The sequence below is a fragment of the Crateriforma spongiae genome (assembly GCF_012290005.1).
In the GTDB taxonomy this organism is placed as follows: domain Bacteria; phylum Planctomycetota; class Planctomycetia; order Pirellulales; family Pirellulaceae; genus Crateriforma; species Crateriforma spongiae.
In genome coordinates, this window is sequence record NZ_JAAXMS010000002.1 from 396,751 (window position 1) to 408,832 (window position 12,082).

The window sequence follows — 12,082 nt, forward strand, 5'->3', positions numbered from 1 at the left end:
CCGCACCGAATCGCCGCGACGCCGTCCTAAAAAAAGAATTCACATTGGCTGTGACGCCATCGGTACAATCGACTCGCCAGCCCAGACCGGACGACGACGTTGTGATCGTGAATCGGCGTGAACGTCCGCTGTGCCGCTGCTTTCGTTTCTGACCGTGTCGGAGATCGCGTCGATGACTTTGGCCCGATTGGCCCTCCAGGCCTTCGTTTGTATCTGTGTCCTGGCCGCTGGAAACCTCGGCGTCGCATCCGCGGATGCCGTTTCCGAGGCGACAGCTTTGTTAGAACGCGGCCAGTTCAGTGGCGGCTTCATCGTCCACGTCGGTGCCACCGATGGCGAACTGACGACGGCACTTCAACAGAACGATGCGACACAAGTTCAAGGCTTGGTGCAAACAGTCCGGCAATTGAAGCAAGCTCGAGACCATGCGACCGACGCTGAACGCTATGGCAACGTTTCATTCGATCAACTTCGCGATCGCCGCCTGCCCTACGTCGACAACTTGGTCAACCTGTTGATCCTCGAAGACGACATCGACATTGATGCCTCCGAAATTGATCGCGTCTTGGTGCCCGGCGGTGTCGCTTTGATCCGTGACGACAACGGGTGGACCAAGAACGTCAAGGCTTGGCCGGACAACATCGACCAGTGGTCACACTATCTGCATGACCCATCGGGCAACTCCGTCGCTCATGACGACGTCGTCGGACCGCCCCGCCACCTGCAATGGGTGGGCAGCCCGCGGTGGTCGCGCCACCACGATCGAATGGCCAGCATGAGCGCTTTGGTTTCCACCGGTGGCCGCATGTTTTACATCATGGATGAAGGCAGCCGGATATCCATTCAAATGCCTCCGAAATGGAAGCTGATTGCCCGCGATGCGTTCAACGGCACGGTGCTTTGGAAACGAGACATTGACGAATGGCAATCGCACCTTTGGCCGCTGAAAAGTGGCCCCAGTCAACTTTCCCGCAGACTCGTTTCTACCGACGACGTCGTTTATGCCCCGTTGGGTTTCAACGAACCTCTTTCGGCGTTGGATGCCAAAACGGGAAAAACCCTGCGGGTCTATGAAGGAACCGATGCCACCGAAGAAATCATTTGCACCGGAGACACGCTGTATTTGGTCGTCCGCAAAGGGGAAGCGGAACTTCAAAACTACACACCGCTGTTTGGAACCGTGGGTGATCAAGCACGATCACGAGAGGAATTCTTCTGGGACGAACACCCCAGGGTCTTGATGGCCTTTGACGCCGACAGCGGGAAACAGTTGTGGGCGAAGCAAACCGTGATTTCACCACTCAGCTTGGCCGCCCAGGATTCGCAGATCTATTTCCATGACGGACAACGCGTGGTCAGCTTGGACGGGCGATCCGGTGATACGGTTTGGGCCAGCAATCCCGTAACGCGTCGCCAGTCGTTCACGTTCAATTTCGGACCGCGACTGGTCGTTTATCAAGACGTGGTGCTGTATGCCGGCGGCGACGGCAAACTGGTCAGCGTGGACGCCAAAAGTGGCGAAGCGTTGTGGGATTCCCAGTTCCCCAACAGCGGCTATCAATCACCCCAAGACTTGATGGTGGTCGACGGCCTGGTCTGGTTGGCTCCCCTAACGTCCGGCAAGGACAGCGGGGTTTATACCGGCCGCGATCCGCGAACGGGCGAAGTGAAAAAGGAATTCGCCCCGGACGTCGATACCTATTGGTTCCATCACCGCTGCTACATCGCCAAAGCGACCGACAATTTCCTGATGCCATCGCGCACCGGCATTGAATTTGTCGACCCGGACCAAGAGCATTGGGACATTCACCATTGGGTTCGTGGCGGCTGTCTTTACGGCGTCATGCCGTGCAACGGATTGACTTACGCACCGCCGCACAACTGTGCCTGTTATCCGGAAGCCAAATTGTTCGGCTTCAACGCGTTGTCGGCTGCATCACCCACGCGACCGACACCGGGTGAAGTTTCCGATGAAGGCCGACTGGAACAGGGGCCTGCCTTTGGGACTGCTTTGACAAGCGCCGACAACACCCAACGTGATGATTGGCCGACCTATCGCCACGACGCCCGTCGCAGCGGCACCACCGATTTGCCCATCGATGACGATGTTCAAACGAGTTGGTCGGTGGATCTGGGTGGCCGTTTGACGTCACCGGTGATCGCAGACGAAACGGTGTACGTGGCACAAGTCGATACGCACACGTTGTTCGCCATGGACGAAACGACCGGTGATACCCGTTGGACGTTCAAGGCGGGCGGACGAATCGATTCGCCACCCACGGTGCATCGCGGCCGGGTTGTCTTCGGCAGCACCGACGGTTGGGTTTATTGCCTAACGACCGACGGCGAACTGGTCTGGCGGTTCCGCGCCGCCCCGATCGATCGTCGCACGATGGCGTTCGAGCAACTGGAATCGCTGTGGCCGGTTCACGGCAGTGTGCTTATTCACAATGACCAACTGTATTGCGTCGCCGGTCGTTCGATCTTCCTGGACGGTGGCCTACGTCTGTTGAAACTGGACTTGGCCACCGGGCAAAAACTGGCCGAGAAGATCATGGATGAAAAGAACCCCGACACGGGAAACAACATCCAAGAAAAACTGCAGATCCTTCAAATGCCCGTTGGTCTGCCCGACATCCTGTCCTGTGACGGCGATCATATCTTCATGAAGTCACAAAAGTTTGACTTGGACGGCAATCGTCTGGAGATCGGCCCCAACAGTGGTGACTTTGTAGGCCAAGTCAGCAAGCAACGTGGACCCGATGCACACATCTTTGCCCCCATGGGCTTCTTGGACGACACCTGGTTTCACCGATCGTACTGGGTGCACGGACAAAGCTTCGCCGGCGGCCACGGTGGCTATTACCAAGCAGGACGTTTCGCACCATCGGGACGCATCATGGTCAACGGCAACGGATACGTTTACGGCTATGGCCGAAAACCGGAATACCTGCGCTGGACCACGGTTCTGGAACATCAACTGTTCGCAGCCGAGCCGAACCCACCCAAGATCCCGGAAAACTTAGGAAAGCCGTCGGGCCCCAATGGCCCAACCGTGTCAGTTCCGATGTCGCCCAGCATCCAGCCGCAACAACAACCGATCACGGTCGAAGCTTGGTTCACGACGACCAAACCTAACGGTGTCATCGTCGCACATGGTGGCCCGAGCGAAGGTTACGCATTGACGGTCCGCAATGGTCGTCCAGAGTTCTTGATTCGAAGCAACAACAAACTCAACCAAGTGTCCGCGGACAAGCGTGCCGTCGGCGGTTGGCACCATGTGGTTGGCGTTTTGGATACCGATCGCTCGATGAAAATCTATCTGGACGGCCGGCTTGCGGGCGAAGGGGTCGCCAATGGATTGATCAGTAAAAAGCCCGCGCAAGGATTGGACATCGGATCGGATCAACAAACCGCGGTCGGCGAATACACATCGCCCGGGACATTCACCGGCATCATCGATGAAGTTCGCATCTATTTTGCGGCGGCAACATCACAGCAAATCGCGGAACGGTATTCAAACGGATCCGAAATCTCGGGCGATGCCGTACTGGCCTACAGCTTTGACGATGGATCCGCGCGTGATCACTCGCTGCACCGCAATTCAGGTACGGTCATGGGGGCCAAGTCGGTCGACGGCCAGTTCGGACGCGCCGTCCAGTTCACCCCCAGTCTCAAGAAGAACAAAAACGCCTCGCGTCAAGGCAACAGCTTGGTGGAACCCAAGTGGACCCAAGATGTACCGGTGTACGTTCGTGGCATGGTGTTGGCAGGAGAAAACCTCTTTATCATCGGCCCGCCGGACATCATTGACGAACAAAAAACGTTCGAGGGATTGTCTAACGACGACCCCAAAACACACGCTTTACTGAATCGTCAAGACAAAGCATTATTGGGCGCAGAAGGGGCCGCGTTGTTGGCAATCAATATCGACACCGGTGAAGTTAAACGAGAAATCCAATTGGATTCCTTGCCGACTTGGGACGGAATGGCGGGTGCCAACGGAAGTCTATTTCTTACCACCCTGAATGGCGAAGTCATTTGTTTCTCCAAACCTTAACGCGATCAAAACGCACGGCTCAAACAACGGGCGTTCGATGCCTCGGGATGGCGGTCGGGCTGATCGCCATGTCGATCACGGCGTCGGCCTGCAACATCCCCGTGTTTCGCTATGCACTGGAACGTTGGGCCCCCGATGATTGCCAGGTCTTGGTCATTCACGATTCACCCATCAGTGAAGATCAACGTCAATGGATTGACCGTTTGACCGGACCGATCGGCGATGATCAATCAAAGTGCAACGTGGATGTTCAGACGGTGGACATCACACAATCACAGCCCGACGACTTGGTCGCGGTCGGACGCAAGGCGGCGACCGACAATGCCGCATTGCCGTTGGTCGTCGTCCGAACCAAGCTCAGCCGGGGTCGTTGGACGCAACAGATCGCAGGCAGCTTGAATGAACAGCTGTGCGATCAGCTGGTCACTTCGCCGATCCGCACGGAACTGCGACGTCGGTTAATGGCGGGCGACTCGGTGGTCTGGTTGATGATTCCCGGCACCAATGAAACGCTGAACCGCGAGTCTCGTGAGCGTCTCGAACGATCGCTGGAAAGCTTGCCCGGACAACTGGAACTTCCCGACGGCGTCGGGCTTCCTGGATCGGAACTATACGCGGACCTTCCGCTGCTGCTGCGATTCAGTGTGCTGGAAATGGGCGACGATGGTGTTGCGGACCCGTACTTGAAAAAGCTGCTGATCGGATTTCAGCAAGAAGCGTTTGATGAAGGGCAACCGCTTTTCATTCCGGTGTTTGGCCGTGGGCGAGCCTTGGAGGTGCTTCCCGGCGAAATGGTGCAGGAACATTTGATTGAAAACATCAGTCGTTTCTTGTGCTCGGCCTGCTCATGCTTGGTCAAAGAACGCAATCCAGGATTCGATTTGATGATCGCAGCGCAATGGGAAAATGACTTGTTCGGCGGCATCGAAAACAGTCCGCCGGATCGCAGCCGAGAAGAAGGCAAAAATCGCCCGCCCGTCCTGCTTGAAATTCCGTCCGGGCGATAAACGTCCATCACCACTCGCAATTCCCTTTCCTTCGATGATGGGTCCGTTCTATGAACCGCCCTTTGCTATGGATGTTGGGTTCGATCGTCGTGCTCGGTCTGCTGATCACGACGATGGCAGGCGTCAATCTTTCGTCCCAAACGACTTCCGCCGACGGCCAATCGCCGATCGTTTTGTACTGCGCCGCCAGCAATCGCGCCGTCATGGAAGCGATTCGGGAACGCTATCAGGACGAATACAACCGCGAAATTCAGATTCAGTACGGCCCCAGTCAGACGTTGTTGTCATCTGTCGATGTCAGCGGTGCGGGCGATCTTTTTTTGCCAGCGGATGATAGCTATTTGAAGCTGGCGAAGCAGAAAGGATTGATCCGCGAAGTCTTGCCCATCGCCGACATGCAGGTGGTGGTCGCTGTTCGTCGCCAGGACGCCGATAACATTCAATCCTTGGACGACTTACTGTCCGACTCGGTAAAGCTGGTCCAGGCCAGCCCGGAAACCGCCGCGGTCGGGAAACTGGTTCAACAAACGCTGCAACAATCCGGCCAGTGGGACGATGTGTCTGGCGCCACGGTCGCCTATCGTGCGACGGTGACCGAAGTTGCCAGCGACATTGTCGTGGGCGCCGCTGACGCCGGCTTTGTTTATGACGCTGTCTTGCACACCTATCCCGATTTGGTTGCCGTCGAATTACCCGAATTGAAACCGGCCGTCAGTCGCGTGGCTGTGGGGGTGATCGACCAAAGCAAACAACCCACCGCCGCGTTGCACTTCGCGCGGTACGTGTCCGCGAAAGATCGCGGGTTGATCCAATACGACCAACAGGGGTTTCGAACCGCCGGACATGATGTCTGGGCGGACGTTCCCGAACTGTCGGTCTTTGCCGGTTCGATGTTGCGTCCCGCCATCGAAGACACGATTGCCGCCTTTGAAAGTCGCGAAGGCGTCACCGTGAACCGCGTTTACAACGGGTGCGGCATTTTGGTCGCCCAGATGCAAGCCGGCCAGCATCCTGATGCCTACTTTGCGTGCGACCAGGAATTCATGAACCAAGTGCACGACCTTTTCCCACAGCCGGTCCAGGTCTCGCAGAACGAACTGGTCATCCTGGTTCAGAAAGGCAACCCGCACAATATCGGATCACTGAAGGACTTGGCCCGTGAAGGTCTGCGCGTCGGCATCGGACACGAGAAACAATGTGCCATGGGCTGGATTACGCAAAATACTTTCCGTGAAGGGGGCGTACAGGAAGAAATCATGCCCAACGTGACCGTCCAAACTCCGACCGGCGACATGCTGGTCAACCAATTGCAAACCGGGTCCCTGGACGCCGCGGTGGCCTACCTGAGTAACGCAGCGGGGGCAGGCGAATTTTTGGACGCCGTTCAAATCACCGGAATCGAATGCAGCACGGCCGTCCAACCCTGGGCCGTCAACAAGGAATCTTCACATCCGGAAACCGCCTCGCGTTTGTTCCAAAAGATTTGCTCGGCAGAATCACAAGAAATCTTTGCAGCAGAAGGGTTCCGCTGGCGGTTGGAATCGGATGAAATTCGCTGAATGAACAGCGTTGCCGATCGACCGCCCCATCCGCCGACGTCCATCGCACCTCCGCTTCGCCGCAGGTCCGATGCGCCGTTTTTTCTGGTGATGGGTGGCATTTCGTCGGGCTTCATTCTCCTGATCGTGCTGTTGTTGGCCGCCGACATCTTGTTTGTCAGTTTCGACGATTTTATCGCGGCACTGAAGAAGCCGGAAATTCAATATGCATTTCGCTTAACACTGCTTTCCTGCACTGCCGCCGCACTGCTTTCGGTCTGGGTTGCAACACCGCTGGGCTATTTATTGTCGCGATTCCAATTTCCAGGCCGGATGGCAATCGACACGTTGGTCGACATCCCGATTGTATTACCGCCGTTGGTCCTTGGGCTTAGCCTGTTGATCTTGTTTCACTTGCCCATCGGCGGTTGGGAACTGGAATCATGGCTGCGTGATCGAGTTGGTTTCCCTGTGACCTATCAGTGGCCGGCAGTCGTCCTGGCCCAATTCACCGTCGCCTGTGCATTTTCAGTTCGGACGATGCGGGTCACCTTTGACCAGATCGACCCACGTCCCGAAAACGTCGCCCGCACACTTGGTTGCACCCGAGGCCAGGCGTTCCTGCAAATCGTTTTGCCGCAGGCTTGGCGTGGCATGATTGCGGCAACGACCATCGCATGGGCACGAGCGTTGGGCGAATTCGGACCGATCTTGGTTTTCGCGGGGGCGACACGGATGAGGACCGAGGTCCTGTCGACCACCGTATTTCTGGAACTCAGCATCGGTCAACTCAACGCCGCGGTCGCGGTGTCGCTGCTGATGGTCCTAATGGCGATCGTCGTGCTGTTGATTCTAAGACTCTTGGGGACGGAATTGGGATCATGATTGCCCTAGATCAAGTCACCATCCGAGCGGGGACTTTTGAGTTGACCGATGTGTCGGTGACCATTCCTACAGGTACCTATGCCGCATTGATGGGACGAACAGGTCGAGGAAAAACGACCATTCTGGAAGCAATTTGTGGCCTTCGCTCGGTGACATCGGGATCGATCACCATTGGCCTGACCGACGTCACAAATTGGCCACCGGGTGACCGTCAGGTCGGCTACGTTCCCCAAGACCTGGCCTTATTTCCCACACTGACGGTCCAAGAACACCTGGAATTCGCTTTGCGTTTGCGACGCGTGGCCACCGCCGACATCGCCAGCCGTACCGCTGACTTAGCCGGCCTGTTGGGAATCAGCCATCTGACAGGACGTCGGATCCAAGGACTTAGCGGAGGCGAACGCCAACGCGTGGCACTGGGCCGCGCGCTCTCGTTTCAGCCAGCGGTGCTGTTACTGGACGAACCTCTGAGCGCACTGGACGAAACAACGCGTGAAGAAATCCTTTCACTGCTGCTGGAGATCAAGCGTCAAACCGGTGTGACCACCTTGCACGTGACTCATAACCGAAGCGAAGCCGACACACTGGCCGACACCATCTATCAACTGCATGACGGAAAGCTGACTCGGACCACCGATGCAGATTCCTGTCGTTGATCGGCTAACGGGATCAATACTTCGGAACGGACGAATCGATTTCATCCGACCACGCGTGGATGCCGCCACGCATGTTGTGCACGTTTTCAAATCCCAGTTGCCGCAGCTGCTGGACCGCTTTAGCGCTGCGCCCGCCCATCTTGCAATGGACAATGATTTCCCGTGACGCATCCAGTTCGCCAACACGCTGTTGCAGTTCACCCAACGGAATCAGCGTCCCGCCCAGGTGACAGATTTCGTACTCGTGAGGTTCGCGAACATCCAGCAGGATAAAGTCTGCACCTGTTTGCAGTCGTTGTTGAACATCGCCCGGCTGGACATCCCATGGGCTTTGTTCGTTGGCGTCGGTTGAAGACATCTTTGGGGCTCCGCAAAATTCTTGGTAGTCGATGGGACGGGTAATACTGGGATGATCACCACAGACAGGACACTGAGGATCACGACGCACTTTCACTTCGCGAAACCGCATTTGCAAGGCGTCGTACAACACCAGGCGACCGGACAGCGACATGCCCTGGCCCAAGATCAGCTTCACCGCTTCGGTCGCCTGAATCATACCGATCATGCCGGGCAGCACGCCCAAGACGCCTCCTTCCGCACACGAGGGAACGGTTCCCGGTGCGGGAGGCTTGGGATACAGGCATCGATAACACGGACCGTCCCCGAGGCCGAACACAGACGCTTGCCCTTCGAACTGAAAAATCGAACCATAGCAATTGGGTTTGCCTGACAACACGCAAACATCATTGACCAAATAGCGGGTCGCAAAGTTGTCGGTGCCATCGATTACAATGTCATAGTCGGCCACCCGCTGCATTGCGTTTTCGGATGTCAGCGGTTCATTGAAAAACTGTAGCCTCACGTGTGGATTGATGTCCGCTAGGGTTTGTTCAGCCGATTCAACCTTCGGTTTCCCCACATCGTTGGTGCCATGAATGATTTGTCGTTGCAGGTTGGATTGGTCGACGCGATCGAAATCGACCAATCCCAAACGCCCCACCCCGGCCGCCGCCAAGTACATGGCCACCGGCGCGCCCAAACCGCCCGCCCCGATCAGCAGCACCGACGCCTGTTTCAGTTTTGCTTGGCCACCGACACCGACCTCGGGCAAGGTAAAATGCCGGGAATATCGAATACGCTCTTCCGTTGAAAAAAAATCCGCCGATTCCACGATCAGCCTCCGGCCAGCGCCGACACGATCAACAGCTCATCGCGTTCACCAGCGGCCGTTTTTAGCCCTGACAGATCACGAACGTTCTGGTCATTGACGAACAGATTGATATGGGACGCGACATCACCGTCGGGTCCGAACAACGCCGCGTGCAATTCCGGGTAATCTTTCCCGATGCCATCCAGTGCATCGCCGACCGTGGACGCGGTCGATTCGATTTGCTTTCGTCCGTCGCAGTGCTTTCGTAGTGCGGTGGGTATCACAAGAATCATTGGGGGCTTTCGGTCACCGTTGGTTGGAAATCGGTCGTGAACAAGTGTCGGCAAGTCGAACACGACTCGCGCCGGCCAATCTTTAAGGTTCGAAACGACATGTCTCGCAGATCCATCTGCAGCATTCGGTTGGCAAGTGGGTCCCCGAGTCCAGAAACCAGCTTGATCGCTTCCATTGCGGCCATGCAGGCGACCGAACCGGAAACGGCGCCAAAAACGGGAAACTGTCGTTTCCATGGTTGCGGCAATTCCGGATACAAACAACGCAAACACGGCGTTGCACCGGGAATGATTGTGGTCAGATGTGCTTCCATTTCATACATCGCACCTTCGACCAATGGTTTGCCCTGTTGGACGGCCTGCTGATTCATTGCAAACCGTTCTTCGAAAAGCGGTGCACAATCGACCACGACATCAGCTTGGGCGACCAAGTCCGCCGCGTTATCGGCATTGACATTTTCCCCGACTGCGACAATTTCCAACCGAGGATTCAATTCCAACAATCGTCGGCGAACCGATTCGATACGCGGCTTTCCAATCCAATCGTGCGTCATCAACAACTGGCGATTCAAATCGCTGGGCTTCACATTGCCGGCGTGCGCCAGCACCAACTTGCCGACACCGGCGGCGGCAAGTTCATAGGCCACAACGCTGCCCACGCCGCCGACCCGTGACACCATCACGCTGGCATCCTTCAGTTTTTGCTGGCCATGTTCGCCAAAGTCCGGCACCCACATCTGCCACTCGTAAGTGGCCTTTTCTTCATCACTTAGCAACCGTCTGCACTCCGGTCATTCGACACTCCCACGACTCGATCGCGTCGCATTCTAAGCGTTTCCAGCGTCGTCATCAGCAGCGTGTGCCGCTCAGCGGAAGATGAATTCGGTGTGAATCACCCTACCCTAGCGACCGACAATCCAGCTTTGCCGGGCCGCCACGATCGCGTTTGGTCGCCGGTCTCGAATTCAGGTCGCGGAAGCTGATGGAACCTGTCGCAACTGCAACGTATCGATGATCTTACCCTCGGCCAGCGCATTGGTGATCACGACCAACCACTGGTCGGGAACACACCATTGATTCTTGCTGAGGATCTGTAACGCGTTTTGAATTGTCTTTTCTGGATCCTCGTCGAAGTCAATCAGAAATGGTTCGACGCCCCAGGGCAACAACAACTGGTGGAAGGTAATCGGCAGATCGGTGAATGCATAAATCGGAACGTCACGGGCTTTCAACGCCCCCAACACGTACGCCAGAAATCCACTTCGTGTGAAGACCACGATTCCCGAATTGCCCAGTTCAGTCGCCAGCGAAACCGATGCACGTAGCATTTTCGATTTCGGTTCGTGCAAGACGATCCGCTTATTGATCGGTGTTGATACCGATGGTTCGATACTGCCGACAATGCTTTTCAAAGCTTCCACGGACTCCAGCGGATACGATCCCGTGGTGGTTTCGCCCGACAACATGATTGCGTCGGCCTGTTCACGAATCGCGTTGGACACATCACTAATTTCGGCACGCGTGGGAATCGGTGCATGAATCATCGATTCCAACAAATGGGTGGCAATGATGACCGGTTTACCTTCCATCTGGCATGCACGGACCAATTGCGTCTGCACCAGCGGCAACCGGTGGTATTCGATTTCAATGCCCAAGTCACCACGAGCCACCATCACGCCATCAGCGGCACAGATGATTTCGTGCATGTTTCGCACGCCCGCCTGGTCTTCGATCTTGGCGACGATCCGAGCCTTGCTTCCCAGTTCGTCCAGATAGGCTTGAAGGGTTCGGATGTCTTCGGCCTGTCGCACGAACGACAATGCCACGAAGTCAATCCCTGCTTCGACGCCGGCCTGCAAATCTCGCTTGTCTTTTTCCGTCAAGGCAGGCAATTTGACTTGAATCCCCGGCAAATTGATGTGCCGTCGTGACCCCAGCGTTCCCGCTGTCAGCACCTCCATCACGACTTTGGTGTCATCGGTTTCCAAGACGCGAAACCGCAACAAACCACTGTCGACCAAAACGGTCGCACCGACGGAAACATCGGCGGGCAAATCGCGATAGTTGACACTCACACGATGCACACCGTCATCGCACGATTGCGGCGGATCCACATGCAACTCCAAACGGTCGCCGCATTTCAATTCGACGGGTTGATCCACCGGACCGGTACGAATTTCGGGGCCCTTCACATCCATCATCACGGCGACTTGACGGTTCACGGCATCAGAAGCCTCACGGATCCTTGCGATGACTTCCCCGACCCATTCGACCGAACCGTGCGCCATGTTCAGCCGCACCAAGTCGACGCCGGCACGAATCAATTCACGCAACATTTCGGGCGACTCGGTGGCAGGGCCGACGGTCGCAACAATCTTGGTATGCCGGTAGGGGCGATGGACTGAATTCATGCGAAAGAACAACGAATGGCGGATCAGGGCGAAGAAAGACCCACGCATTCTGGCGCGACACGCGACTGCGACAACATCGCAG

Annotated in this window: 9 protein-coding genes; 5 read left to right on the forward strand and 4 right to left on the reverse strand. The window is 56.4% G+C overall.

Annotated elements, in window-relative coordinates:
- Window positions 1-172 precede the first annotated feature (172 nt).
- The 5 genes from HFP54_RS05610 to HFP54_RS05630 are packed head-to-tail and all read left to right on the forward strand — an operon-like array spanning window position 173 to window position 8,146.
- A complete protein-coding gene (locus HFP54_RS05610; protein WP_168564386.1) occupies window positions 173-4,060 on the forward strand; it encodes a BamB-related PQQ repeat family beta-propellar protein in 3,888 nt (1,295 codons plus the stop codon).
- 47 nt (window positions 4,061-4,107) lie between these two features.
- Complete coding sequence (locus HFP54_RS05615) at window positions 4,108-5,067, forward strand: hypothetical protein (RefSeq protein WP_168564387.1); 960 nt, start codon at window positions 4,108-4,110, stop codon at window positions 5,065-5,067.
- Window positions 5,068-5,117: 50 nt separating this feature from the next.
- The gene (modA, locus tag HFP54_RS05620) at window positions 5,118-6,626 is read left to right on the forward strand and encodes a molybdate ABC transporter substrate-binding protein (protein ID WP_168564388.1); all 1,509 of its coding nucleotides are present in this window, start codon (window positions 5,118-5,120) and stop codon (window positions 6,624-6,626) included.
- Window positions 6,627-7,490, forward strand: a complete 864-nt coding sequence (locus tag HFP54_RS05625) for an ABC transporter permease (protein ID WP_206036019.1) — start codon at window positions 6,627-6,629, stop codon at window positions 7,488-7,490.
- Window positions 7,487-8,146: an ABC transporter ATP-binding protein gene (locus tag HFP54_RS05630; RefSeq protein WP_168564389.1), complete on the forward strand. Its 660-nt coding sequence runs from the start codon at window positions 7,487-7,489 to the stop codon at window positions 8,144-8,146. Before HFP54_RS05625 ends, HFP54_RS05630 begins: the two co-directional genes overlap by 4 nt.
- A gap of 13 nt (window positions 8,147-8,159) precedes the next feature.
- On the opposite strand, the gene moeB is transcribed toward HFP54_RS05630, so the two are convergent.
- From moeB to pyk, 4 genes are all read right to left on the reverse strand, one after another.
- Window positions 8,160-9,323: a molybdopterin-synthase adenylyltransferase MoeB gene (gene moeB, locus HFP54_RS05635; RefSeq protein WP_168564714.1), complete on the reverse strand. Its 1,164-nt coding sequence runs from the start codon at window positions 9,321-9,323 to the stop codon at window positions 8,160-8,162.
- Window positions 9,320-9,589, reverse strand: coding sequence for a MoaD/ThiS family protein (locus HFP54_RS05640; protein WP_168564390.1), 270 nt, complete (start codon window positions 9,587-9,589; stop codon window positions 9,320-9,322). Before HFP54_RS05640 ends, moeB begins: the two co-directional genes overlap by 4 nt.
- Window positions 9,586-10,365, reverse strand: a complete 780-nt coding sequence (locus HFP54_RS05645) for a HesA/MoeB/ThiF family protein (protein ID WP_206036020.1) — start codon at window positions 10,363-10,365, stop codon at window positions 9,586-9,588. Before HFP54_RS05645 ends, HFP54_RS05640 begins: the two co-directional genes overlap by 4 nt.
- 189 nt (window positions 10,366-10,554) lie before the next feature.
- Window positions 10,555-12,000: a pyruvate kinase gene (gene pyk, locus HFP54_RS05650; RefSeq protein ID WP_168564391.1), complete on the reverse strand. Its 1,446-nt coding sequence runs from the start codon at window positions 11,998-12,000 to the stop codon at window positions 10,555-10,557.
- Window positions 12,001-12,082 lie beyond the last annotated feature (82 nt).

Bases quoted from the DNA above. Each gene is read 5' to 3' on its own strand.
- pyk (WP_168564391.1), bottom strand. From the start codon at position 12,000: ATGAATTCAGTCCATCGCCCCTACCGGCATACCAAGATTGTTGCGACC.
- HFP54_RS05610 (WP_168564386.1), top strand. From the start codon at position 173: ATGACTTTGGCCCGATTGGCCCTCCAGGCCTTCGTTTGTATCTGTGTC.
- HFP54_RS05640 (WP_168564390.1), bottom strand. From the start codon at position 9,589: ATGATTCTTGTGATACCCACCGCACTACGAAAGCACTGCGACGGACGA.
- HFP54_RS05630 (WP_168564389.1), top strand. From the start codon at position 7,487: ATGATTGCCCTAGATCAAGTCACCATCCGAGCGGGGACTTTTGAGTTG.
- modA (WP_168564388.1), top strand. From the start codon at position 5,118: ATGAACCGCCCTTTGCTATGGATGTTGGGTTCGATCGTCGTGCTCGGT.
- HFP54_RS05625 (WP_206036019.1), top strand. From the start codon at position 6,627: ATGAACAGCGTTGCCGATCGACCGCCCCATCCGCCGACGTCCATCGCA.
- HFP54_RS05615 (WP_168564387.1), top strand. From the start codon at position 4,108: ATGGCGGTCGGGCTGATCGCCATGTCGATCACGGCGTCGGCCTGCAAC.